Consider the following 26,312-nt stretch of genomic DNA (forward strand, 5'->3'; position numbering starts at 1 on the left):
AGGGTTAAAGGGAAAGTTTATTAAGGATAAGTTTTTAATTTTGCTTTATAATTGTAAGCGATATTGAACATATTTTTATAAACAAAAAATTAGGAGGATTCCAAATGAATTACGCAAAGTATATAGATCATACACTACTTAAGCCTGAAGCAACAAGAGTGCAAATTGATAAAATTATTGAAGAGGCAAAAGATTTTAATTTTAAATCTATTTGTATTAACCCTACACATGTGAAGTATGCAGCTGAGTTGTTAGGCAATTCAGATGTTTTAGTATGTACAGTGATAGGTTTTCCATTAGGTGCAACAACTACAAAATCAAAAGTATTTGAAGCAGAAGATGCTATAAATAATGGCGCATCAGAAGTAGATATGGTTATCAATATTGGTGCTTTAAAAGATGGACGTTATGAAGAAGTTCAAAAAGATATCGAAGGTGTAGTAGCTGCTGCTAATGGTAAGACGGTAAAAGTTATTATCGAAACATGTTTATTAACAGATGATGAGAAGGTAAAAGCTTGTGAATTGAGTAAAGCAGCAGGTGCTGATTTCGTTAAAACATCGACTGGTTTCGCAGGCGGCGGAGCTACTCCACAAGATGTTAAATTAATGAAAGATACTGTTGGTGATGCTTTAGAAGTGAAAGCATCAGGTGGCGTAAGAAATTTAGAAGATTTTAATAATATGATTGAAGCGGGTGCTACACGTATCGGCGCTAGCGCAGGAGTTCAAATTATTCAAGGCTTAGAAAGTGACTCTGATTACTAATTTTAAAGAATAGTATACTTATCTATGAATAAGCATGATATACAAAAGGGGAGGTCTACTGATATGAGAATGGTAGATTTAATTGAAAAAAAACGTGATGGCCAAGCACTTACTCAAGAAGAAATTGAATTTTTTATCACTGGTTATACTAATGGTGATATTCCAGACTATCAAGCTTCTAGTCTAGCTATGGCGGTATTTTTTCAAGATATGAATGATGAAGAAAGAGCAGCTTTGACTATGGCAATGGTCAATTCAGGAGATGTCATTGATTTATCGGATATAAATGGTATCAAAGTTGATAAACATTCTACAGGTGGCGTTGGCGATACAACAACATTGGTACTTGCACCTTTAGTTGCATCAGTTGGCGTACCAGTCGCTAAAATGAGTGGTAGAGGACTAGGTCATACAGGTGGGACAATTGATAAGTTAGAATCTGTCAAAGGATTCCATGTTGAAATCAGTGAGGAAAAATTTGTTAAACTGGTTAATGAATCTAAAGTTGCTGTAATAGGACAAACAGGCAATTTAACGCCTGCAGATAAAAAATTATACGGTTTACGTGATGTTACAGGCACAGTAAATTCAATACCATTAATAGCATCATCAATAATGAGTAAAAAAATTGCTGCTGGTGCCGATGCTATTGTTTTAGATGTGAAAACAGGTAACGGTGCATTTATGAAAACATTAGAAGATGCTGAAGCATTAGCACACGCTATGGTTAGCATTGGTAATAATGTAGGTAGAAATACAATGGCAATTATTTCTGATATGGGTCAACCATTAGGTAATGCTATAGGTAATGCTTTAGAAGTTAAAGAGGCCATTGAAACGCTACAAGGCAAAGGACCCGAAGATTTAACTGAATTAGTCATGACTTTAGGTTCCCAAATGATTGTAGTAGGCGGGAAAGCTAAAGACCTAGAGGAAGCACGTACAATGCTTCAACAAGCAATTGAAGATGAATCAGCATTAGAGACATTTAGAACGTTTTTAGAAAATCAAGACGGCGATGGTTCAGTTGTAGATGACTTGTCTCAATTACCTCAAGCTAAATATAAAATTGAATTACCAGCGCAATCATCTGGCGTTGTGACTGAAATTATTGCCAATGAAGTGGGTGTAGCTTCAATGATGTTAGGTGCAGGTAGACAAACGAAAGAAGACGATATTGATCTTAGTGTTGGTCTGGTACTACACAAAAAAGTTGGAGATAAAGTTAGTGAAGGTGACGCGTTACTAACAATACACAGTAATCGAGACAACATTGATGATGTGATAGAAAAGTTAAATCAAAGTATTACAGTAAGTGAACAGGGAGAAGCACCAACATTGATTCATAAAATTATTACAGAATAGGAGTGGACATAATGACTACACCTTTTAAAAGAGTACACTTAATCGTAATGGACTCAGTAGGTATTGGTGAAGGTCCTGATGCAAAAGCATTTAATGATGAAGGTAGTCATACATTAAAGCATACATTAGAAGGTTTTAATCAGACGTTACCCAATTTACAAAAATTAGGATTAGGTAATATTGATGATTTACCAGTAATTGACAAAGAAACAACACCTCAAGCGTTTTATACTAAAATGAGTGAGGCATCAGTAGGCAAAGATACAATGACAGGTCATTGGGAAATTATGGGTTTAAATATCATGCAACCATTTAAAGTGTACCCAGAAGGGTTTCCAGATGAACTTATTACTGAAATTGAAACAATGACTGGACGTAAAGTTGTAGCGAATCGCCCTGCTTCTGGTACGCAAATTATCGATGAATGGGGCGAACATCAAATGAAGACAGGCGACTTAATCGTTTATACTTCTGCTGATCCTGTACTTCAAATAGCTGCACATGAAGATATCATACCTTTAGAAGAACTTTATGATATTTGTGAAAAAGTAAGAGAATTAACGAAAGATCCCAAATATTTAATAGGTAGAATTATTGCTAGGCCTTATTTAGGTGAGCCAGGTGCTTTTCAAAGGACATCGAATAGACATGATTATGCATTGAAACCATTTGGTAAAACAGTTATGAATGAGTTGAGCGATGGAGGCTATGATGTTATTGCCTTAGGAAAAATTAATGATATTTTTGATGGTGAAGGGGTAACAGAATCTGTACGTACTAAAGATAATATGGACGGTATGGATAAACTCATAGACACTGTAAAACATGATTTTAATGGTTTGAGCTTTTTAAATTTAGTTGATTTTGATGCTTTGTATGGTCATCGTCGTGATAAATCAGGCTATGCCCAAGCGATTAAAGCATTTGATGAACGGTTACCCGAACTTATAGATAATTTGAGAGAAGATGATTTAGTCATTATTACAGCCGATCACGGAAACGATCCAACGGCTGAGGGCACTGATCATACAAGAGAGTATATTCCAGTACTTATGTTTAGTCCCAAAATCGATAAATACCATGAGCTTTCAACAGATGATACATTTAGTTCAATAGGTGCTACGATTGCGGATAATTTCAATGTGAAATTACCTGAATTTGGGAAAAGTTATTTGAAAGAAATGGGTGTAGAAAGATGAGGCAGTTGCTTCGTATCATCATCGGTATAGCTTTTAGTATAATAGGATTATTACATTTTAAAAATGAAGAAAGTTTTAGAAATATTGTTCCAGACTACTTACCATTTAGAAAGGCAGCAGTACTTATAACTGGTGTGTTTGAAATTGTGTTTGGGATAGTATTAATTTCTAAACGACCATCATTGTGTTTAAAAAGAGGAATCAATGCATTTTTATTAGCAGTGTTACCGGCAAACATTTATATGGCCCAACATAACATTCCTTTAGGTGATAAAAAATTACCTAAATGGGCTTTATATAGTCGACTTCCATTACAATTTGTAATGATGAGAGTTATTCATAAATTATAATAATAAAAAGCACAATTGTATCAGTAATGATAGTGTAAGTGTATAAATCAAAGCCCCAACAGACATTTTAAATTCTGTTGAGGCTTTATTATTATGCTAGGAGATATAGCCTAGACTTTTATTTATTTTCACCAAATACATCATGCCATTCAGATCTTTTATCTAAAAAGGTTTGTGCAATTTCTTTAGCGCCTTCAAGTGAATGGCTTGCTGCCCAACCACATTGTACTTCATTGCACGCTGGAACTTCTGATGCATTTAAGACATCATGAATAGTTTGTTCAATAATATTTAAAACATCCTCATAGTCATCGTGATTAATAAATGAAACATAGAAACCTGTTTGGCAACCCATAGGGCTAATATCAACGACTTTATCAGAGTGATTTCTAATGTTTTCAGCCATTAAGTGTTCTAGTGAATGTAATCCTGGCATCTCCATGTGTTCCTTATTCGGTTGTTTAAAGCGAATATCGTATTTATGAATAACATCTCCATTAGCGCCTTCCATTTTGCCAGCTAATCTAACAAAAGGTGCATCGACGATTGTGTGATCTAAATTGAAACTTTCAACGTTCATTTTTGGCATGTTATATCCTCCTAATATGTTCAGTAAATTAATTGTAACAAGAAGGCTAAGTATTTACAATTTCTGAAATGTGGTATAGATACAAAGATAAAGAAAGATATTTACTAAAATTTCAGATAATTGATGACAGAAACTTATAAAGCCGATAAAATAAGTAATAATTAAAATGTGTTTTGTGTATATAGAATAATATGGGGATATGATATTGCTTTTTTACTTATTGCATATTATTCAAGCAATTGACAATGTTGTTGTATCTTAGGAGGTAAGTGGAGTATATGGAAAACAAACAAATTATCTTAGATTATATAGAGAACGAAAAACTTAATTATTTGGAAATAAGTCACCAAATTCATCAAAGACCTGAATTGGGTAATGAAGAGATTTTTGCTGCTAGAACACTCATTGAAAATTTAACAAGACATGACTTTGAATTAGAGACAGATATCGCGGGTCATGCGACAGGTTTTATTGCACGTTATGATTCAGGACAACCAGGTCCGACAATAGGGTATTTAGCAGAATACGATGCACTACCAGGGTTAGGACATGCATGTGGCCATAATATTATAGGTACTGCTAGTGTATTAGCGGGTATAACTTTAAAACAAGTCATCAATAAAATTGGTGGTAAAGTAGTTGTGTTAGGTTGCCCAGCAGAAGAAGGCGGTGAAAATGGCAGCGCTAAAGCTACGTACGTAAAAGAAGGCGTTATCGATGAATTAGACGTAGCTCTAATGGTTCATCCTGGCAATGAAACTTATAGAACGATAAATACTTTGGCTGTAGATGTTTTAGATATAAAATTTTATGGTAAAAGTACGCATGCGTCTGAAAATGCAGATGAAGCAAGAAATGCGCTTGATGCTATGATTTCTTATTTTAATGGGGTCTCCCAATTACGCCAACACATTAAAAAAAGTCAGCGCGTACATGGTGTAATTTTAGATGGAGGTAAAGCAGCAAATATTATTCCAGACTTTACACATGCTAGATTCTATACAAGAGCTACCTCGCGTAAAGAGTTAGATGTGTTAACAGAGCGTGTGGGTCAAATAGCTAAAGGTGCCGCTATTCAAACAGGTTGTGACTATGAATTTGGACCTATACAAAATGGTGTGAATGAATTTATAAAAACATCTAAGTTAGACGACCTGTTTGCGAAATATGCTACCGAAATGGGGGAAGCAGTGATTGATGATGATTTTGGATATGGTTCTACAGATACTGGAAATGTGAGTCATATCGTACCAACCATTCATCCGCACATTAAAATAGGGTCACGTAACTTAGTTGGACATACCCATCGCTTTCGTGAAGCAGCAGGTAGTACGCATGGTGATCAAGCGCTAATTAGAGGAGCTAAAATCTTATCATTAATGGGATTAGAATTAATTGAAAACCAAACATTATTTGAATCCATAATTGAACAACATCAATTTATAAAGGAGCACAAGAAATGACAAATCGAAGCTCTCTAAGTCCTAAACTAACCCTTAGTGATCTTTATGATTCGAATATCGTTTATACGTCTAGGCCATCCTATATTTCAAATCCTTGGTTGGAACCAGAAGAACACCAATCCAATTTTTTAACTGGTCGAGAACTTATCATAGCAAATCAATTACCAGTTATTGTACACGAGGCAAGTGTTACAGATAAATTGAAGACGTTATTAGAAACAATTGGTAAAACTATGCCTACAAATGTGTTTAAGTTCAAAGATCAAGAGAGCTATGAGCAATTAATTAAATATTTAGCACATAAAGAAAATAAAAAAATATATTTTCAATATATTCATGATGAAACGATTCTAAATAAATCATTTTATGCATTAGATAAAGATATATTTTCGGCATTAAATAACAAAGCGCGTATACCAGAATGGACAAATTATAAATATTTGCCAAATAGAGAAGTGATTGATATCCAGCATTTCACGGATGCAGTATCGAAGTGGAATTTCCCATTTGTGCTAAAGCCTGGAGATGATTTGCCTACTGCAGGCGGTTATGGTGTTATGATTTGTTATAATGAGCATGATTTAACTAAGGCGACAACGCGTATTATGGCTGCGCAAGAAGAAACAGATAGTATAATTATTGAACAAAAAGTAGAAGCTATAGCAAATTATTGTGTTCAATATGCATATTCAGAACAAGAAGGTATTAGATATATAGGAACCTCTGAACAGCTAACAGGAAAATATGGTCATTATAAAGGAAATCAAAATGTGCAACAAGTACCTGAAACAGTTATTGAAGCGGGTAGAGAAATTATGGAAATAGGGGTTTCTAAAGGTTACTATGGAGTAGCAGGATTCGATTTATTATTAGATAAAAATGGAGACGTTTATGCTATTGATTTGAACTTTAGACAAAATGGTTCTACAAGTATGTTATTACTTGAGCCATTATTAGACAAAGGCTATCACAAATTTTATAGTTATATATCCTCCGTTGATAATGCACATTTTTTTAATACAATTCTAAAATATGTTAATAAAGGTGTGTTATTCCCATTATCATATTATGATGGTGATTGGTATGATAATGAAGACGTAAAATCAAGATTTGGGTGCATATGGCATGGCGAATCAAAAGCGGAAATTGAAGCAATTGAGCAACAATTTTTAAAAGAACTAGATGTAAATTGAATATAAAATTCGAAACAATTCTGGTATCTATGGCTCAACGTACACCATAGGCGTTATAAGCCTTAACCTATAGGGATGAAATAGAGATTGACTATCACTACAGAATTATTTATATTCACAGTATAGGTACTTTATTAAAAATGAATTGAAGGTGTTAGAATGTCTTACAAAGAAAGTTCATTTTATCAAGATATTTTAGTAAATGAAGTGTTTTACGTTGCTACAAAATCAAAACAATTAATCAAACATGAGATTTTGGGTAAGGATATTGTATGCGTTTGGACAGACAAAGCAAAAGCTAAGTCATTTTTAGACAAACATGAAATTGAGTATAGCCACATTAAACAACTTGATGTTGATCGATTTGTCACTTATGAAATGGAAAAAGTGTTTGATGAAGGCGAAGAAATATTGATGAACCCTGTGACTCATACAGATGGAGATTTAATAGATATTTATAAAGTGGCGGACGAAATGATGTCTGATTTAGATCATATTCGTTTGAAAGAATTTGTTAAGGATGTAGCAAAAGATGATGCGGTATTTGGGCTCACAAACAAAAATGAAAAGAGATTCATATTAATAAGTGATGATCGACCAGATAAGCCGCAAATCATGCCAGTTTGGAGTATTAGAAATAGAGCAGAAAAAGTAAGAAATGCAGATTTTGAAGAATGTGAAATCATTGAAATTGAGGGCGAAGTCTTTGGTGAATGGTTAGATACTTTACGCGATGATCATAAGGCAGTAGCTATTGATTTGAAACCCGGCGCTATTGGCACAATAGTATCTCCACAAAAAGTTATAGATCAACTCACATTCTAATATATGGTTGAGGATTAAATTTAATTATTTTTAGACATGTCTGAGATGTCAAAAAGCGAGTAACGCACATATTCCGTTACTCGCTTTTGGTTTATAATTACTTATAAATGAATAGCGCCAAGTGCTCCAGAAAAAGCGCCGTGTTCAATATAATAGGGCTTACATCCACGTAATACTGTGTAATCTTCAACGACTTCTCTTAATAAGGCATTGTTATGGAATGATGACCCTATATATGCAACATTTTCAGTTTGATGTTCCCTTGCCACAGTCACTGACATTGTTGTAATAACTTCGCCAACAACGCCTATGACAGAAGCTAATTTATCTGCATCTGTAAAGGTATGATCTAAGTTATGTAAGACATGACCAAAATTTGCAGCTGTTAGATCACCAGATAAAGGCGGTTCACTGTCTTTATATATATGTTTAACTTTTAGGTCAATAATTTCTCTATTACCATTTTGCGCAGTGTTTGTTAATTTTTGATAATCTTTAATGCCTGTTAATAAGTATCCCAGTCCTTGAATCATTCCACCGCCGGTACCCACGCCACCAACACGTTGTTGACTTTTACCATTTGAATAGTGTAATGAAGTACCTGTACCTACATTGGTAAATATATAATCATCTAAAAAGTGACCTTGCTCTTTTAAAAGTATTTCTAAACCTCTTGAAGCAGCGTCAAATTCAACAAATGTCTGTGAATCAGACTTTAATTGTTTTTGAATTAATGCAGCTTGCCCACCTGTTAAACTGATATGCGCTCCATCTTGTTGATTTAGCCAAGCAATAACTTCATCAATTTCTGTTGTTAATTTAGTCTTATATTTTCGTTTGCCATGATTTTCTTGAACAATCTTGATTAGAGTGCCTCCAGCATCAATGCCAATCTTCATCTAAGCGTCCCCCCAAATATTTTACATTATAACTAATATTATAATAAAATATTAGAAAATCAAATATGAAGTTAAAGAGTACGCAATTAATATTTAACTAAGCCTATGTATTTAAGTTAATGATGTAATTAAAGCGATTAATTTTTATGGAAATGCTAATTGGAAGACAAGAAAAAATACTTAATAAAACCAATGGTGGGTGTTACGTGCTGAATTACATAATAATGAAACGTGATATTCCATATTTTAAGTACATAGGGTCATGAATGAAGCGATGACAACACCAACGTTATTTCATATACCTTCTAATGATATGATTGAACAACAATGCGTATATGATGCGCTGTGTGAATGGGGTAAAACACATATGCCTATTGAAAAAATTTTTTAATGCAATGCATGGCCAAATAAAGGCCAGTTTAAAGTAATTTGGTTAATAAATTTTTAAAATTTAAAATAAATAATAAAACATCAATTATAAAGATTATAAATATTGCAAAAGTGGTATTGTAAGATAATGAATACGATTTAAATAGGGGATTAAATATGTTTATTAAAAAGCAATTCGAAAATATTACTGTTCAAGTGTACGAAGAACAATATAAAGATGAACTCTATAATTTTAAATTAAATGAGCGCCAACAAATTTATTCGTCTTTACCTAAAGATGTTTTAGAAGACGCGATTCATGATGAAAATAGAATTCCAAATATTGCTTTAAATGATAAAGGCCAAGTAGTGGGATTTTTTGTGTTGCACCAATATTATCAACATGAAGGTTACGATACACCTAACCAAGTCATTTACGTGAGATCATTATCAATTAATGAGCATTTCCAAGGTTTTGGTTATGGGACAAAAATGATGATGCATCTTCCGCAATATGTTCAACTGCTATTTCCGGAGTTTAATCATTTATATTTAGTTGTCGATGCTGAAAATAAAAGTGCTTGGAATGTATATGAACGCGCTGGTTTTATGCATGCTGCAACTAAAGAAGAAGGACCTATTGGTAAAGAACGCTTGTATTATTTAGATTTAGATTCAAAATATGTATCTTCTTTGAAATTAAAACCTAGCACGGATGATACACCTTATAATATACACATCATTGATTTATTTAAAGATGATTACAAAGTAGGATTTATTGCATTAGAAAAACACGACGACCGAATGAACATATCGTCAGTAGAAGTTAATAAAGAAGAACGGCATCATGGTATTGCTGAAAGCGCATTGAGACAGCTCTCAACATATATAAGAATACAGTTTGGTGGAGTTAAATTATTAACGATAACTTTATATGGCGAAAATAACGAATTAAAACCGTTATGCATAAATAGCAATTTTGTAGAAATTGATGCCGCAGATGATTTTATCGTTTTTGAAAAATACCTAAATTATTAATAGCGATTGCGAAATCTCATATTGTCATTTATAATTTACATTTGTTAATATAATTTAAGACGAACACAGTACTGATTTGGATAATGCCTTTGAAAGGAAGAATATTTAATTATGAGAATTCAAGATTATACAAAAGAAATGGTTGATGAGAAATCATTTATCGATATGGCCTATACGTTATTGCATGAAAAAAGCGATACGATGAATCTATATGATATTATTGATGAGTTTAAAGCACTTGGTCACTATGAAGATCGTGAAATTGAAGATAGAATTGTACAGTTTTACACTGATTTAAATACGGATGGTCGTTTCTTAAATGTTGGAGAAAACATTTGGGGCTTACGTGATTGGTATTCAGTAGATGATATTGAAGAAAAAATCGCGCCAACAATCCAAAAATTCGACATCCTTGATAAAGATGATGAAGAAGATAAAAACTTAAAATTACTTGGTGAAGACGAAACAGACGATGATGATGACATTCCAGCTGTTACAGACGATCAAGAAACTTTAAATGATCCAGAAGATCCAGAAGAAGACGACGTTGATGAAGAAATTGATGAATCTGATATCGTGATAGATGAAGATGATGAAGACTTAGATGACGAAGAAGAAGAAGAAGATTTTGAAGAAGAGGAAGAAACAGAAAAGTAATTCTGTGATATTTAATTGACTTTTCTCGTGAACATGATAAAATTTTATTCGGGCTCCTTTAATTAGGACGACGTGTATAAATATTATACGCTCCCCCTTACAAACTTGTGAGAGGGAGCGATTTTTTTATTTTATTTACTATAAAAGTTTTAGTTTATTTTAAAAGTTGTTTATTACAGTAATACATATCAATAATATTAAACAATAATTTTAATATGTAAAACAGGATAAACCACAAATAAGCAAGTGAATCGAATCAAACACTAAAGTGTCAATATCTGGTATTGAAAGAAAATACCGTTTTATTAATAGGAGGCATAACATGACAAAATTTATTTTTGTAACTGGTGGAGTCGTTTCTTCATTAGGTAAAGGTATTACAGCTGCATCATTAGGAAGATTATTAAAAGATAGAGGATTAAAGGTAACAATTCAAAAATTCGATCCATACTTAAACGTTGATCCAGGTACTATGAGTCCATATCAACATGGGGAAGTATTTGTGACGGATGATGGTGCAGAAACAGATTTAGACTTAGGACATTATGAACGTTTTATTGATATTAACTTAAATAAATATTCAAACGTAACAGCAGGGAAAGTATATTCTCACGTATTGAAAAAAGAACGTCGTGGAGATTATCTAGGTGGAACTGTTCAGGTCATTCCTCATATTACAAATGAAATTAAAGAGCGTTTATTATTAGCGGGGGAAAGTACAAATGCTGATGTTGTTATCACAGAAATTGGTGGAACAACAGGAGATATTGAATCATTACCTTTTATTGAAGCAATTAGACAAATTAGAAGTGATTTAGGTCGAGAAAATGTAATGTATGTACATTGTACGCTATTACCATACATTAAAGCGGCAGGAGAAATGAAAACAAAACCAACGCAACACAGTGTTAAAGAGTTACGTGGTTTAGGCATTCAACCTGATTTGATTGTCGTTCGTACTGAATATGAATTAACGCAAGATTTAAAAGACAAAATTGCATTATTCTGTGATATCGATAAAGCTAGCGTTATTGAATGTCGTGATGCGGATTCATTATATGAAATTCCATTACAATTGAGTAAACAAGATATGGATGATATTGTAATCGAGAGATTAGAACTCAATGCTAAATATGATACACAATTAGATGAATGGCAACACCTATTAGATACCGTGAATGGTTTAGAAGGAACAATAACTATTGGTTTAGTTGGGAAATATGTTAGTTTGCAAGATGCTTATTTATCTGTAGTAGAATCATTAAAACACGCAGGTTATCCATTCAAGAAAGATATAGAAGTGAAATGGATTGATTCAAGTGAAGTTACGGATGATAATGTAGCAGATATATTATCTGAAGTAGATGGTATCTTAGTTCCAGGAGGATTTGGATTCCGTGCGAGTGAAGGTAAGATTTCAGCAATTAAATATGCTCGTGAAAATAACGTACCATACTTCGGCATATGTTTAGGTATGCAACTAGCAACTGTAGAGTTTGCGAGAAACGTAATTGGTTTAGAAGGTGCACATTCAGCGGAATTAGATCCAAATACACCATACCCAATTATCGATTTATTACCAGAACAAAAAGATATCGAAGATTTAGGTGGTACTTTACGTTTAGGACTATATCCTTGTCATATTAAAGAAGGTACTTTAGCGCATTCTATTTATAATGAATCTGATATTGAAGAAAGACACCGTCATCGTTATGAATTTAACAATGAATATAGAGAACAGCTAGAAGCTAAAGGAATGGTTTTCTCTGGTACTAGCCCTGATGGCAGATTAGTTGAAATGGTAGAAATTCCTGAAAATGACTTCTTCGTTGCATGTCAATTCCATCCAGAATTTTTATCTAGACCTAACCGTCCACAACAAATTTTCAGAGCGTTTATCGAAGCGTCATTAAAAAATCAACAAAATAAATAACATACAAAAAACGCATGGTTTATTATAAGTTAAATAACCATGCGTTTTATTTTTAAAATTTCAAATTATAAAGTTTAGTGATGAAAATAGTATTTAACGTTATTGGTATAAAAATATATGATTTTTAATAAGTAATTGTAAACGAAAGTGTGTAAAGTTGTGATTTTACAAAAAATAAGATGATAAATATACTCATTTATAGGATTTAAAAATAAAAAATGAAATAAAAACGCTTACAATTATACAGAATAATGCAAAAAGTTTGTGTTTTTGATATAATTAGATTGTAAAAATATGTGCTTAAAGCACCAAGGAGGAACTTTCATGCCTTTAGTTTCAATGAAAGAAATGTTAATAGATGCAAAAGAAAATGGTTATGCGGTTGGTCAATACAACTTAAATAACTTAGAATTTACACAAGCGATCTTAGAAGCTTCTCAAGAAGAGAATGCTCCAGTTATCTTAGGTGTATCTGAAGGTGCTGCTCGTTATATGGGTGGTTTCTACACTGTAGTGAAAATGGTTGAAGGTTTAATGCACGACAAAGAAATTACAGTTCCTGTAGCAATTCACTTAGACCACGGTTCAAGCTTTGAAAAATGTAAAGAAGCAATTGATGCTGGATTTACTTCAGTTATGATTGATGCTTCACATGAATCATTTGAAGACAATATCGAAATCACTTCAAAAGTTGTAGAATATGCTCATGAACATGGCGTATCAGTTGAAGCTGAGTTAGGTACTGTTGGTGGACAAGAAGACGACATAATCGCTGAAGGCGTTATCTATGCAGATCCTAAAGAGTGTCAAGAACTTGTTGAAAGAACAGGAATTGATACATTAGCACCAGCATTAGGTTCAGTACACGGACCTTATAAAGGTGAACCACAATTAGGTTTCAAAGAAATGGAAGAAATTGGTGCTTCAACTGGTTTACCATTAGTATTACACGGTGGTACTGGTATCCCAACTAAAGATATCCAAAAAGCAATTCCATTTGGCACAGCTAAAATCAACGTAAATACTGAAAACCAAATTGCTTCTGCTAAAGCTGTTCGTGAAGCTTTAAACAATGATTCTGAAATGTATGATCCTCGTAAATATTTAGGACCAGCACGTGAAGCAATCAAAGCAACTGTTATTGGTAAAATTAAAGAGTTTGGCACTTCTAACCAAGCAAAATAATTTAATAACTATTATAAAATAACTATTATACTATTGTATAATAGTTATTTTTTTATGTTATAATTTAACTGTATTTAGTAATGAATACAGAATATTAAATGCGAAGTATTTACATAAATTTTATAAGAAAAACATATTATTATGATTTAGACTGTAAAACATTGGGAATAAAAAAGGTAGCGAAAAAAATTATTCATGTTATACATTACTTAATATTATTTTGAAAAAGTTTTGGTAAATTGATGAACTTTACAAATCGTAAAAATTTAATTTATAATGCTAATGTTGTAGTGGAATAGAAATACCGATAGAAAGGTAAAGGAGAACAAGCGAATGGCTCAAGAAGTGATTAAAATTAGAGGTGGTCAAACACTTAAAGGCGAAGTGAATATTCATGGAGCAAAGAATAGTGCAGTAGCTATTATCCCGGCTGCAATTTTAGCAGAGGATAATGTAACAATTGAAGGCCTTCCGCAAATCTCTGACGTTGAAACTTTAGTCAGTTTATTAGGAGATTTAAATATTAAGACGGATTTAGATGGAACGACTTTAGAAATAGATCCAAATGAAATTGAAAATGCTGTGCTTCCTAACAATAAAGTTGAATCTTTACGCGCATCTTATTATATGATGGGAGCTATGCTTGGTAGGTTTAAAAAATGTGTCATCGGTTTGCCTGGAGGCTGTCCATTAGGACCTAGACCAATTGATCAACATATCAAAGGTTTTAAAGCTTTAGGAGCAAAGATTGATGAATCTAGCGAAACATCAATGAAAATCGAAGCAGATAAGTTAACAGGCGCTAACATATTCTTAGATATTGTGAGTGTTGGTGCAACGATAAATATTATGTTGGCTGCTGTGCGTGCTGAGGGACATACAGTGATAGAAAATGCTGCCAAAGAACCTGAAGTTGTAGATGTAGCTTCATTTTTAATAAGCCTGGGTGCTGATATTAAAGGTGCAGGTACGAGTACGATTAAGATTAATGGTGTGGAACATTTGCATGGCTCACGTCATCAAGTTATTCCAGATCGCATTGAAGCGGGTACGTATATGTGTATAGCAGGTGCATGTGGCGATGGTATTCAAGTCAATAATATTATATCTACGCATATAGAACCTTTAATAGTAAAATTAAAAGAATTAGGCGTTGATATTGAAGTTGGAGAAGACAGCGCAAGAATTAAGCGTAGTTTACCTTATACAAGCGTAGATATTAAAACATTAGTCTATCCAGGTTTTGCTACTGACTTGCAACAACCAATTACACCATTATTATTTATGGCTGATGGGGTTTCTTTTGTAACTGAGACAATATATCCTGCACGTTTTAAACATGTAGATGAGTTACGTCAAATGGGTGCGGATATTACAGCAGATGACGGCACAGCTAAAATTAAACCATCTAAACTTACAGGTGCTGAAGTTTATGCAAGTGACTTACGTGCAGGTGCATGTCTTATAGTTGCTGGTTTATTAGCAGAAGGTGTAACAACAATTTATAACGTAAAACATATTTATCGTGGATATACAGATATCGTTGAAACATTAAAATCACTTGGTGCAGACATTTGGACTGAAGAAGTTTAATTTTTGTGGTATAATAAGTATACTAAAAAATTAAAGTTTTGATTTAAGTGACTTTAATTATAGAATATAAGCGATATGAGGTGATGACCATGGAGGTTTGCCCTTATCTAGAAGAAACCTTTAAAATAGTAGGGAGAAGTTGGAACGGTCTTATAATTAATTATTTATCTAGGTGTACAGAAAGTTCAGCACATTTTTCTGACATGAAACGTGATTTGAAAACAATCACACCACGTGCACTTAGTATAAAATTAACAGACTTAAGTGAATGGGGATTAGTAGAGAAAAAAATTGTTTCTACTAGTCCAATGAATATCATATACCAACTTACAGATAAAGGTAATGCTTTGGCAAAAGCATTAGTACCAATGGAAAAATGGGCTCAAGATTATATTGAACTTGAGAACAATTAATTTTGATTTTAAACATGTATTGGCTGAAGGTTAGAAATAACATTCAGTCCGAATACTTGTAGGACACTCATTTACTAGGTGAGTGTCTTTTTTTATAAAATTTTTAATAAATACATTATTTTTATCAACAACAGTAATTAAAGCATTTCCTATATAAATAATTTAGGTAAAGCGTATGAATAACTATGAAGGCGTAAAGTAAATGATAAAGAAAACGTTTTATGTTATTTTTGTGAGCAGTATTGTTTAAAAATTTTAAAATTTGGTTAGAATATGGGTATCAACACAAGTTAAGGAGTGAATGATTAATGAGAAGTTTCAATAAACAATATATCAATGGACAATGGGTTGAAAGTGCGAGTGGAGAAACGCTTGAAGTGATTAATCCAGCTACAGAAGAAGTAGCAGGTACAATCGCTAAAGGTAACGAGGAAGACGTTAACAAAGCAGTAGAAGCCGCAGAAAATGTTTATTTAGAATTTAGAAATACTCCAGTTCAAGAAAGAAAAGAACTATTAGATAAAATTGTTCAAGAATATAAAAATAGAAAAGAAGACCTTATTGAAGCGATGACGGACGAATTGGGTGCACCGCTATCAGTCTCAGAAGAAGTTCACTATCGTATGGGATTAGATCATTTTGAAGCAGCGCGCGATGCATTAAATGATTTTCAGTTTGAAGAAAGACGTGGCGACGATTTAGTAGTGAAAGAGGCTATTGGCGTTTCTGGTCTAATTACCCCTTGGAATTTCCCAACTAACCAAACTTCATTAAAATTAGCTGCTGCATTTGCTGCAGGTAGTCCAGTCGTATTAAAACCATCTGAAGAAACACCATTCGCTGCAATTATCTTAGCAGAAATATTTGATAAAGTAGGCGTGCCAAAAGGTGTGTTCAACTTAGTGAATGGAGACGGAATTGGTGTAGGTAATCCATTGACTTCACATCCTAAAGTGAGAATGGTTTCATTTACTGGTTCAGGTCCTACTGGTACGAGTATTATGAAAAAAGCCGCAGAAGATTTCAAAAAAGTATCACTTGAATTAGGTGGTAAATCACCATTCATCATTTTAGATGATTCAGATATTGAAGGTGCTGCTAGTGCTGCTATGAATAAAGTTATTCACAATACTGGACAAGTTTGTACTGCAGGTACAAGAACATTAGTGCCAGAGAGTATCAAAGCAGAATTTTTAACTGCTATTAAAGCGCAATTTAGTCAAGTTAAAGTAGGTGATCCTAGAGCAGAAGGTACTCAAGTTGGACCACTTATTAATAAAAAACAATTTGACCAAGTTCAATCATATATCGATAAAGGTATTGAAGAAGGTGCTGAATTACTATTCGGTGGACCTGGTAAACCTGAAGGAATCAACGAAGGATATTTTGCACGTCCGACAGTATTTAATAACGTCGATAACAAAATGACAATTGCACAAGAAGAAATTTTTGGTCCTGTCATGTCTATTATCACATATAATGATTTAGATGAAGCAATTGAAATTGCTAATGATACAAAATATGGTTTAGCTGGATATGTATATGGTAAAGATACAGCTAACTTACAAAAAGTAGCACGTTCAATTGAAGCTGGAACAGTTGAAATTAATAATGCTGGACGTAAACCAGATCTACCATTTGGTGGTTATAAACAATCAGGTATTGGACGTGAATGGGGCGACTATGGTATTGAAGAATTCTTAGAAGTAAAATCAATTGCTGGTTATTATAAATAATCAGTTGTTTGAAAGCAAGACAGTCTATCTGTCTTGCTTTTTTTGATATTTAGTAAGTAAAATACATTTTGTAATTAAATAAAAAATTTGCTATAGTTAGAAAAGTAAATAGCGCTATGCAAAACGTTATTTAAATACTTATTTATGAAATGGGTGCAAGATAATGCCTGACAAAGTACGAACATCACCTCAATATGAGTCGTTCCACGAATTGTACAAAAATTACACTACAAAAGATCTCACTCAAAAAGCAAAATCTCTTAAATTAATAAATTATAGTAAACTTAATAAAAAAGAACTCGTTCTTGCTATTATGGAAGCGCAAATGGAAAAAGACGGTAATTATTATATGGAAGGTATCTTAGATGATATCCAACAAGATGGTTATGGTTTCCTAAGAACAGTCAATTATTCTAAAGGTGAAAAAGATATTTATATATCTGCCAGTCAAATCCGACGTTTTGAAATTAAACGTGGTGATAAAGTTACTGGTAAAGTAAGAAAGCCTAAAGATAATGAAAAATATTATGGTTTATTACAAGTTGATTTTGTAAATGATGAGAATGCAGAAGAAGTAAAAAAGCGTCCTCACTTCCAAGCGTTAACACCATTATATCCAGAAGAACGTATCATGTTAGAAACAACACAACAAAATTATTCAACTCGGATTATGGATCTAATAACGCCGATAGGTTTAGGTCAACGTGGTCTGATTGTTGCACCACCAAAAGCAGGTAAAACTTCTTTATTAAAAGAAATTGCCAACGCGATTGCTATCAATAAACCAGATGCAGAATTATTTGTATTACTCGTTGGAGAACGTCCAGAGGAAGTTACAGATATAGAACGTTCAGTAGAATCAGCAGAAGTTGTACATTCTACGTTTGATGAACCACCACAACACCATGTCAAAGTGGCGGAATTACTATTGGAGCGTGCAAAGAGACTTGTTGAAGTCGGGAAAGATGTCATTATCTTAATGGATTCTATTACAAGATTGGCGCGTGCGTATAATTTAGTGATACCACCAAGTGGCCGTACTTTATCTGGTGGATTGGATCCAGCGTCATTACACAAGCCTAAAGCGTTCTTTGGCGCTGCAAGAAATATTGAAGCAGGTGGCAGTATGACGATATTAGCAACTGCCTTAGTAGATACAGGTTCTCGTATGGATGACATGATATACGAAGAGTTTAAAGGTACAGGTAATATGGAATTACACTTAGACCGTAAATTAGCGGAACGACGTGTATTTCCAGCCATTGATATTGGTCGTAGTTCTACAAGGAAAGAAGAATTATTGATTTCTCCTAAAGAATTAGAATCATTATGGCAATTACGTAATATGTTTACAGATTCGCTTGACTTCACAGAAAGATTTGTACGTAAATTGAAACGTACAGATAACAATAAAGAATTTTTTGAACAATTACAAAAAGCTGCTAAAGAAAGCACTAAGACAGGAAAACCAATTATTTAAAGTTTAAATAACCGAGTCCATAATAACTTAATATCGGATAAAGGGTTGCGTTTTATAATTAAAGCAATTATAATTATCAAGTATTGGGTAAAAAACTCACAAATAAACTCTGTTCCAGATGGTTCAGGGCAAAGGAGCTGAAAACAATGAGACAAAATATTCATCCTGAATACCACACTGTTATATTTTACGATACAACAACGGATTTTAAATTCCTAAGTGGTTCAACTAAATCTTCATCTGAAACAATGGAATGGGAAGATGGCAACGAATACCCAGTTATTCGTTTAGACATTTCATCTGACTCACATCCATTTTACACAGGACGCCAAAAATTCGCTGCTGCGGATGGTCGTGTGGAACGTTTCAACAAAAAATTTGGTTACAAATCAAGCAACGAATAATTGTTGCGAAAAAGCATTCTCATATAATGAGAGTGCTTTTTTTGTATTATCACGTATTTGATAGTGTGAAATACGATGAAATTAAGAACGGGTTTCAACCGTTCTGATACATAAAATAACAAAATATCTTAGAAAAATAGCATATTTCATTTCATAAAATATGATATAATGAATCGATTATGTTTTGAAAAAAGGTGGAACGCATGATGTATGAAACTTATCATTCCGGATGGATTGAATGTATTACTGGAAGTATGTTTAGTGGTAAATCTGAAGAATTAATTCGTCGATTAAGAAGAGGCCTTTATGCTAAGCAAAAAGTAGTTGTATTTAAACCGGCTATAGATGACCGCTATCATAAAGATAAGATTGTTTCTCACAATGGTAATGCTATTGAAGCAATCAATATTTCAACAGCAGCCGAGATACTAAAACACGATTTGACAGAAGTTGATGTCATAGGTATAGATGAAGTGCAATTTTTTGAAGAAGGCGTAGTAAAAATTGTTGAACAATTAGCTGCAAAAGGTCATAGAGTCATTACAGCAGGATTAGATATGGACTTTAGAGGTCAACCCTTTGAACCAATCCCTAAACTATTGGCTGTGAGTGAAGCAGTTACGAAACTGCAAGCAGTTTGTGCTGTTTGTGGTGCTTCTTCAAGTCGCACACAAAGATTAATTGATGGAAACCCAGCAAAAATAGATGATCCAGTTATATTAGTTGGAGCAAATGAAAGTTATGAACCGAGATGTAGGGCCCATCACATCGTTGCACCAAGTGATCATATGAAGGAGGAAATGTAGTGTTTGATCAATTAGATATTGTAGAAGAAAGATACGAACAATTAAATGAATTATTGAGTGATCCAGAAGTTGTAAACGATCCTAATAACTTACGTAAATATTCAAAAGAACAAGCAGATTTACAAAAAACTGTTGAGGTTTATCGTGAATATAAACAAGTAAAAGAAGACGTTGCAGATGTAGAAGAAATGTTAAAAGAAACAAAAGACAAAGAAGAAATCGAAATGTTAAAAGAAGAGAGTCAATCTCTAAACAGCAGAATACCTGAACTTGAAGAATCACTTAAATTATTATTGATTCCTAAAGACCCAAATGACGATAAAAACGTAATTGTTGAAATTCGTGCTGCTGCTGGTGGAGACGAAGCAGCAATTTTTGCGGGTGACTTATATAGAATGTATTCTAAGTATGCTGAAATTCAAAATTATAAAACTGAAATTGTTGAAGCAGCTGAAAGTGACCATGGTGGTTATAAAGAAATCAGTTTCTCAGTTTCAGGTACAGGTGCATTTAGTAAATTAAAATATGAAAATGGTGCGCATCGTGTACAACGTGTTCCAGAGACAGAATCAGGTGGACGTATCCATACTTCAACTGCAACGGTGGCAGTATTACCAGAAGTAGAAGATGTTGAAATAGAAGTTCGCAACGAAGATATTAAAATCGATACGTACCGTTCTAGTGGTGCGGGTGGTCAACATGTCAATACTACAGATTCAGCTGTGCGTATTACACATATTCCAACAGGCATCATTGCAACCTCTTCAGAAAAATCTCAAATACAAAACCGTGAAAAAGCGATGAAAGTATTAAAAGCGCGCTTATTTGATATGAAATTACAAGAAGAGCAACAAAAATATGCTGCTCAACGTAAATCAGCTGTTGGTTCAGGTGATCGTTCAGAACGTATTAGAACATACAATTATCCTCAAAGTCGTGTGACTGACCACCGCATTGGTTTAACACTGCAAAAGTTAGATCAAATTATGGAAGGGAAATTGGACGAAGTTATAGATGCATTAACAGTAGCAGAACAAACTGACAAATTGAAAGAGCTTAATAATGGTGAATTATAAAGCTGTGCTTGATGAAGCAAAAGCCAAGTGTGTTGAGATAGGTTTTGAACCTAGTCGTGCCGAGTGGTTAATGTTAGATTTGTTTCGTTGGAGTAAATCAGACTTTATCACGCATCTTAATGATGATGTTCCCAATGAACATTTGTTGCTTTTTAATACCGCTAAAGAACGAATGTTAACGGGAGAACCTATTCAATATATTGTAGGATTCCAATCGTTTTACGGAGAAACCTTTAAAGTGAGTCAACATTGTTTGATACCACGACCAGAAACTGAAGAAGTTATGCTTCATTTCTTTAAACAATTAAATCATGGTGATTGCGTGGTTGATATAGGAACTGGGAGTGGCAATATTCCGGTCACGCTAAAAATGATGGATGAAACATTAGAAGTGTATGCCACGGATCTATATAGTGAACCATTGATGATTGCAAAAGAAAATGCACAATTACATCAGGTAGATGTCCAATTTCTACAAGGTGATACATTGGAACCATTAATCACTCAAGGTATAAAAGTGAATGGGCTTATTTCCAATCCTCCTTATATAGACGATGATGAGGCAACGCTCATGGATGACACTGTTTTAAAATATGAACCGCATAATGCGCTTTTTGCAGAGGATAAAGGGTATAAAATATACGAAAAGATATTGGAGCAGTTACCAGAAATATTATTACCTCAAGCTAAAGTAGTATTTGAAATCGGGTTTAAACAAGGTCCAACGTTAAAACAAAAAATTAATGCTAAATATCCGTTATTAGATGTTCATATTATAAAAGACATTAATGGAAATGATAGAATCATTTCCTTTGAGTGGTGATAGGAAGTTATGTACTAGACATGATTAGTCATGTAAGTGCATAACTTCTTATTTTGTTTTAAAATTAATAATGTAATGAAAGGATGTGTTTGGATGGAAACGAAGATATGGGATGTACGTGATTATAAAAATCAACTGAGCGATTATCCTTATATTAATGAAATAAAAGATATATTTGAACAAGGTGGATTAATTGCCTTGCCTACAGAGACAGTATATGGATTAGGCGCCGATGCTAGAAATGATGAAGCGGTTAAAAAGATTTTTGAGGCAAAAGGAAGACCGTCAGATAACCCATTGATTGTACACATATATGATATAAATGATTTAAAAGCCTTTACTACTGGGTTAACAGAGGATATCAAATTATTGATGAAACATTTTTGGCCAGGGCCAATTTCCTTTATCTTACCTTTGAAAGAAGGGTACTTATGTAAACGTGTAAGTGGAGGTCTTGCATCGATAGCAGTGAGAATGCCAAGCCATCCAATTGGAAGAGAAATATTAAGATATGTAGATATGCCAATAGCTGCACCTAGTGCAAATTTAAGTGGTAGACCCTCACCGACAACTTTTGATCACGTGTTTAATGATTTAGCTGGACGTATAGATGGCATTATTCATGGTGATCAAAGTGAAGAAGGGTTAGAAAGTACCGTATTAGACTGTACACAATTTCCATTTAGGATAGCTAGACCTGGTTCAATTACAAAGACAATGATTGAAAGTATTATCCCAAATAGTATTGCTACAGAAACAACTTTAAATATAGAACAACCTATAGCCCCGGGTATGAAATATAAGCATTATGCCCCGGATACGCCGATACAGATTGTTGAAGAATTAAATGGTGACACTCCTATCTCAAATAAAGACTGGAGTCATACTGCTTTTATTTTGCCTAAAAGTAAACGAAATATTGTACCTAAAACAGCTATTTTCATACCTTTATGTGAAACTGAGGATGATATTAAAGGTGCTAATCATAACCTATATCCTATATTGCATCAAATCGATGAAGAAACGACAATTGAAAATGCATATATTTATGGTTTTCAAATCAACGATAGTACAACAGCAATTATGAATAGAATGATGAAAGCTACAAATCAATCAATCATAAAAGGAGAGCAGCTATGAGAATAATTTTTGTTTGTACAGGTAATACTTGTAGAAGTCCTATGGCAGAAAGTATAGCTAAAGCTAAAATGCCATCAATCACAATTGAATCACGTGGTATTTTTGCAATAGAGGGAGCATCGACTTCACAACACACATTGAATATATTAAATGAAAACAAGTTGCCTAACCCATCTCATGCAAAGGTATTTAACGAAACAGATTTGAATGCCGATTTAATATTGACGATGTCGCGAGCACATAAAGCAGCAATTCAACAAAATTATGTTGATACTGAAAAAGTGTTTACTTTAAATGAATACGTTCAGCAAAATGGAGAAGTCTTTGACCCATATGGCGGGAATGAAGCAGACTACCTTAAAATTTATGACGAATTGACTATACTGATAGAACGTTTAAAAAATAAAATATTAAAGTAATAAATTTGTGAAATTGGTATAAGTGAGTAACTAAATACGTTATAATAATGACGTGTAGCAAATTTGCTATCGGTTATTTTTTGTATGTTTCATCACATCTAGGTATATATATACTTTTAAAATCAATGTTTTAAATGGGGTGGGAGAATGGAAGATTTGAAGTTATTGCTAAATGAGTTAAAGTCAAAATCATTCTTTAAAGCTAATGAATTATGCGTAATTGGTTGTTCTACTTCAGAAGTTATTGGTCAACGTATAGGCAGTGTTGGATCAATGGAAGTAGCACAAGAAATTTTTGAAGCACTTAAAGAAGTTGAACATGAAACAGGTACATCTTTTGTGTTTCAAGGCTGCGAACATATTAATAGAGCAATAACCATTGAAAGGTCTAATTTCAACCCACTTACGATGGAAGAAGTGACAGTAATACCTGATGTTCATGCAGGTGGTAGCTTATCAACATATGCCTATCGTCATATGCAAGATCCAATCGTAGTTGAACACATATCAGTTCCAAGAGGTATTGATATAGGTCAAACTTTAATTGGGATGCATATACAGCATGTAGCGATTCCAGAACGTACAAGTGTTAAGCAAATTGGTGAAGCAATTGTAACAATCGCTTCTTCAAGACCTAAGAAAATTGGTGGCGAAAGAGCAAAATATATCTAATACAGAAACGAGGAAATTACCCAATGTCATTTATTCAAGAGCAAGATAAAGAAATATATGAAGTGATTCAAAATGAATTCAACCGTCAAAACAACAATATCGAGCTTATTGCTTCAGAAAACTTTGTTTCAGAAGCAGTTATGGAAGCGCAAGGTTCAGTATTAACAAACAAATATGCTGAAGGTTATCCAAACAGAAGATACTATGGCGGTTGTGAATATGTGGATGTATCTGAAACTTTAGCAATCGAACGTGCCAAAAAATTATTTGGTGCTGAACATGTCAATGTCCAACCACACTCTGGTTCTCAGGCAAATATGGCTGTTTATCTCGTAGCATTAGAACACGGTGATACTGTATTAGGAATGAACTTAAGTCATGGAGGCCACTTAACACACGGTGCCCCTGTAAACTTTAGTGGCCAATTCTACAATTTTGTTGAGTATGGTGTAGACAAAGAAAATGAACAAATCGATTATGATGAAGTATTAAAAGTTGCTAAAGAAAGTCAACCTAAATTAATTGTCGCAGGTGCTTCAGCTTACTCTAGAACTATTGATTTCAAAAAATTCAGAGAAATTGCAGATGAAGTAGGCGCAAAATTAATGGTAGATATGGCACACATCGCTGGTTTAGTTGCTGTTGGTTTACATCCAAATCCTGTAGAATACGCAGACTTTGTAACTACAACTACACATAAAACATTACGCGGACCTCGTGGTGGAATGATTTTATGTAAAGAAGAATACAAAAAACAAATTGATAAAACAATTTTCCCTGGTATTCAAGGCGGACCTTTAGAGCATGTTATCGCTGCTAAAGCAGTAGCATTTGGTGAAGCGCTACAAGATGACTTTAAAGTATACCAACAACAAGTAGTTAAAAATGCTAAAACGCTAGCTGAAACACTTATAAGTGAAGGTTTCAAAGTTGTATCAGGCGGTACCGATAATCATTTAGTTGCTTTAAACGTTAAAGATTCTGTTGGCATTACAGGTAAAGCAGCTGAAGAAGCATTAGACGCTATCGGCATTACATGTAATAAAAATACAATTCCTTTTGACCAAGAAAAACCATTCGTAACAAGTGGTGTTCGTTTAGGTACACCTGCTGCAACAACACGTGGATTTGATGAAGCTGCTTTTGAAGAAGTTGCAAAAATAATCAGCTTAGTATTAAAAAATCCTGAGGATGAAAAAGCATTAGAAGAAGGAAAAGAAAGAGTTAAAGCTCTAACTACAAAACATCCTTTATATAATTAAAATTGGAGGAAGTAAATTATGGGCAAAGTACATGTTTTTGATCACCCGCTAATTCAACACAAATTAAGTTATATTCGTGATGTACATACTGGGACAAAAGAATTCAGAGAGTTAGTAGATGAAGTGGGTATGCTTATGGCATACGAAGTAACGAGAGATTTAGAATTACAAGACGTTGAAGTTGAAACACCTGTGACTAAAATGATAGCTAAACGTTTAACTGGTAAAAAATTAGCGTTTGTACCGATTCTTAGAGCAGGTTTAGGTATGACACAAGGCATACTTAATTTAGTACCGGCAGCTAGAATTGGTCACGTTGGTTTATATAGAGATCCAGAAACACTTGAAGCGGTAGAATATTTTGTGAAATTACCACAAGATATTGAAGAAAGAGAAATCGTAGTCGTGGACCCTATGTTAGCAACAGGTGCATCAGCTATTGAAGCTATTAATTCTTTGAAGAAACGTGGCGCGAAAAACATTCGTTTTATGTGCTTAATCGCAGCGCCTGAAGGTGTAGAAAAACTACAAGAAGCACATGAAGATGTCGATATTTTCATCGCAGCATTAGATGAAAAATTAGATGATCATGCTTATATTACACCAGGGCTAGGTGATGCAGGAGACCGTTTATTCGGAACAAAATAGTTTCGTCC

The 26,312-nt window shown here is 33.7% G+C and carries 27 protein-coding genes; 25 read left to right on the top strand and 2 right to left on the bottom strand.

Annotation, left to right across the window (positions count from 1 at the left end; translation table 11 throughout):
• Positions 1–104 precede the first annotated feature (104 nt).
• From deoC to PYW31_RS03730, 4 genes are all read left to right on the top strand, one after another.
• On the top strand, positions 105–767 hold the full coding sequence (gene deoC / locus PYW31_RS03715) for a deoxyribose-phosphate aldolase (protein ID WP_046837832.1): 663 nt from the start codon (positions 105–107) through the stop codon (positions 765–767).
• A gap of 63 nt (positions 768–830) precedes the next feature.
• Positions 831–2,132 carry a pyrimidine-nucleoside phosphorylase gene (locus PYW31_RS03720; protein WP_046837831.1) on the top strand — a complete coding sequence of 434 codons (1,302 nt, stop codon included), beginning with the start codon at positions 831–833 and terminating at the stop codon, positions 2,130–2,132.
• A gap of 11 nt (positions 2,133–2,143) precedes the next feature.
• Entirely contained in the window at positions 2,144–3,331 is a 1,188-nt protein-coding gene (deoB, locus tag PYW31_RS03725; RefSeq protein WP_046837830.1) for a phosphopentomutase, read from the top strand.
• Positions 3,328–3,681, top strand: coding sequence for a DoxX family protein (locus tag PYW31_RS03730; protein ID WP_046837829.1), 354 nt, complete (start codon positions 3,328–3,330; stop codon positions 3,679–3,681). The genes deoB and PYW31_RS03730 overlap by 4 nt, the downstream gene beginning before the upstream one ends.
• 118 nt (positions 3,682–3,799) lie before the next feature.
• Here the strand turns inward: PYW31_RS03730 and PYW31_RS03735 are convergent, their stop codons facing one another.
• Entirely contained in the window at positions 3,800–4,270 is a 471-nt protein-coding gene (locus PYW31_RS03735) for an S-ribosylhomocysteine lyase (protein ID WP_046837828.1), read from the bottom strand.
• A gap of 278 nt (positions 4,271–4,548) precedes the next feature.
• On the opposite strand from PYW31_RS03735, the gene PYW31_RS03740 reads away from it, so the two are divergent.
• The 3 genes from PYW31_RS03740 (at position 4,549) to PYW31_RS03750 (ending at position 7,751) form a co-directional block, all read left to right on the top strand.
• Positions 4,549–5,733, top strand: a complete 1,185-nt coding sequence (locus PYW31_RS03740) for a M20 family metallopeptidase (protein ID WP_046837827.1) — start codon at positions 4,549–4,551, stop codon at positions 5,731–5,733.
• The gene (gene ldmS / locus PYW31_RS03745) at positions 5,730–6,926 is read left to right on the top strand and encodes an L-aspartate--L-methionine ligase LdmS (RefSeq protein ID WP_046837826.1); all 1,197 of its coding nucleotides are present in this window, start codon (positions 5,730–5,732) and stop codon (positions 6,924–6,926) included. Before PYW31_RS03740 ends, ldmS begins: the two co-directional genes overlap by 4 nt.
• A 159-nt stretch (positions 6,927–7,085) precedes the next feature.
• A complete protein-coding gene (locus PYW31_RS03750; protein WP_046837825.1) occupies positions 7,086–7,751 on the top strand; it encodes a DUF2750 domain-containing protein in 666 nt (221 codons plus the stop codon).
• A gap of 101 nt (positions 7,752–7,852) precedes the next feature.
• Here PYW31_RS03750 and coaW read toward each other — a convergent pair whose 3' ends face one another.
• Positions 7,853–8,650, bottom strand: a complete 798-nt coding sequence (gene coaW, locus PYW31_RS03755; RefSeq protein ID WP_046837824.1) for a type II pantothenate kinase — start codon at positions 8,648–8,650, stop codon at positions 7,853–7,855.
• A 262-nt stretch (positions 8,651–8,912) separates the two neighbouring features.
• Between coaW and PYW31_RS03760 the strand changes: the two genes are divergently transcribed.
• The 18 genes from PYW31_RS03760 to upp all read left to right on the top strand — a co-directional run bounded on the left by PYW31_RS03760 (position 8,913) and on the right by upp (position 26,304).
• A complete protein-coding gene (locus PYW31_RS03760) occupies positions 8,913–9,041 on the top strand; it encodes a hypothetical protein (protein WP_256201634.1) in 129 nt (42 codons plus the stop codon).
• Between the two features lie 155 nt (positions 9,042–9,196).
• On the top strand, positions 9,197–10,057 hold the full coding sequence (locus PYW31_RS03765) for a GNAT family N-acetyltransferase (RefSeq protein ID WP_046837823.1): 861 nt from the start codon (positions 9,197–9,199) through the stop codon (positions 10,055–10,057).
• A gap of 111 nt (positions 10,058–10,168) precedes the next feature.
• Positions 10,169–10,714 carry a DNA-directed RNA polymerase subunit delta gene (rpoE, locus tag PYW31_RS03770; RefSeq protein ID WP_046837822.1) on the top strand — a complete coding sequence of 182 codons (546 nt, stop codon included), beginning with the start codon at positions 10,169–10,171 and terminating at the stop codon, positions 10,712–10,714.
• A 322-nt stretch (positions 10,715–11,036) separates the two neighbouring features.
• A complete protein-coding gene (locus tag PYW31_RS03775) occupies positions 11,037–12,647 on the top strand; it encodes a CTP synthase (protein WP_046837821.1) in 1,611 nt (536 codons plus the stop codon).
• 324 nt (positions 12,648–12,971) lie between these two features.
• Positions 12,972–13,832, top strand: coding sequence for a class IIb fructose-bisphosphate aldolase FdaB (gene fdaB / locus PYW31_RS03780; protein ID WP_046837820.1), 861 nt, complete (start codon positions 12,972–12,974; stop codon positions 13,830–13,832).
• 333 nt (positions 13,833–14,165) lie between these two features.
• Positions 14,166–15,425 carry a UDP-N-acetylglucosamine 1-carboxyvinyltransferase gene (locus PYW31_RS03785; protein WP_046837819.1) on the top strand — a complete coding sequence of 420 codons (1,260 nt, stop codon included), beginning with the start codon at positions 14,166–14,168 and terminating at the stop codon, positions 15,423–15,425.
• 89 nt (positions 15,426–15,514) lie between these two features.
• Entirely contained in the window at positions 15,515–15,838 is a 324-nt protein-coding gene (locus PYW31_RS03790) for a winged helix-turn-helix transcriptional regulator (protein ID WP_046837818.1), read from the top strand.
• Positions 15,839–16,146: 308 nt separating this feature from the next.
• Positions 16,147–17,574, top strand: coding sequence for an aldehyde dehydrogenase family protein (locus PYW31_RS03795; protein WP_046837817.1), 1,428 nt, complete (start codon positions 16,147–16,149; stop codon positions 17,572–17,574).
• A 163-nt stretch (positions 17,575–17,737) separates the two neighbouring features.
• Positions 17,738–19,054, top strand: a complete 1,317-nt coding sequence (rho, locus tag PYW31_RS03800; RefSeq protein WP_046837816.1) for a transcription termination factor Rho — start codon at positions 17,738–17,740, stop codon at positions 19,052–19,054.
• A 146-nt stretch (positions 19,055–19,200) separates the two neighbouring features.
• Positions 19,201–19,458, top strand: a complete 258-nt coding sequence (locus PYW31_RS03805) for a type B 50S ribosomal protein L31 (protein ID WP_046837815.1) — start codon at positions 19,201–19,203, stop codon at positions 19,456–19,458.
• A 206-nt stretch (positions 19,459–19,664) separates the two neighbouring features.
• Positions 19,665–20,264 carry a thymidine kinase gene (locus tag PYW31_RS03810; RefSeq protein WP_046837814.1) on the top strand — a complete coding sequence of 200 codons (600 nt, stop codon included), beginning with the start codon at positions 19,665–19,667 and terminating at the stop codon, positions 20,262–20,264.
• A complete protein-coding gene (gene prfA, locus PYW31_RS03815) occupies positions 20,264–21,340 on the top strand; it encodes a peptide chain release factor 1 (protein ID WP_046837813.1) in 1,077 nt (358 codons plus the stop codon). The genes PYW31_RS03810 and prfA overlap by 1 nt, the downstream gene beginning before the upstream one ends.
• On the top strand, positions 21,327–22,163 hold the full coding sequence (prmC, locus tag PYW31_RS03820) for a peptide chain release factor N(5)-glutamine methyltransferase (protein WP_046837812.1): 837 nt from the start codon (positions 21,327–21,329) through the stop codon (positions 22,161–22,163). The genes prfA and prmC overlap by 14 nt, the downstream gene beginning before the upstream one ends.
• Before the next feature lie 93 nt (positions 22,164–22,256).
• Positions 22,257–23,303, top strand: coding sequence for an L-threonylcarbamoyladenylate synthase (locus tag PYW31_RS03825; protein WP_046837811.1), 1,047 nt, complete (start codon positions 22,257–22,259; stop codon positions 23,301–23,303).
• Positions 23,300–23,722: a low molecular weight protein arginine phosphatase gene (locus tag PYW31_RS03830; RefSeq protein ID WP_046837810.1), complete on the top strand. Its 423-nt coding sequence runs from the start codon at positions 23,300–23,302 to the stop codon at positions 23,720–23,722. Before PYW31_RS03825 ends, PYW31_RS03830 begins: the two co-directional genes overlap by 4 nt.
• 147 nt (positions 23,723–23,869) lie before the next feature.
• Complete coding sequence (locus tag PYW31_RS03835) at positions 23,870–24,394, top strand: TIGR01440 family protein (RefSeq protein WP_046837809.1); 525 nt, start codon at positions 23,870–23,872, stop codon at positions 24,392–24,394.
• Between the two features lie 23 nt (positions 24,395–24,417).
• A complete protein-coding gene (glyA, locus tag PYW31_RS03840; RefSeq protein WP_046837808.1) occupies positions 24,418–25,656 on the top strand; it encodes a serine hydroxymethyltransferase in 1,239 nt (412 codons plus the stop codon).
• 18 nt (positions 25,657–25,674) lie between these two features.
• Positions 25,675–26,304: a uracil phosphoribosyltransferase gene (gene upp / locus PYW31_RS03845; protein WP_046837807.1), complete on the top strand. Its 630-nt coding sequence runs from the start codon at positions 25,675–25,677 to the stop codon at positions 26,302–26,304.
• The last annotated feature ends 8 nt before the right edge of the window (positions 26,305–26,312 follow it).

The organism is Staphylococcus succinus, from assembly GCF_029024945.1.
Taxonomy (GTDB): Bacteria; Bacillota; Bacilli; order Staphylococcales; family Staphylococcaceae; genus Staphylococcus; species Staphylococcus succinus.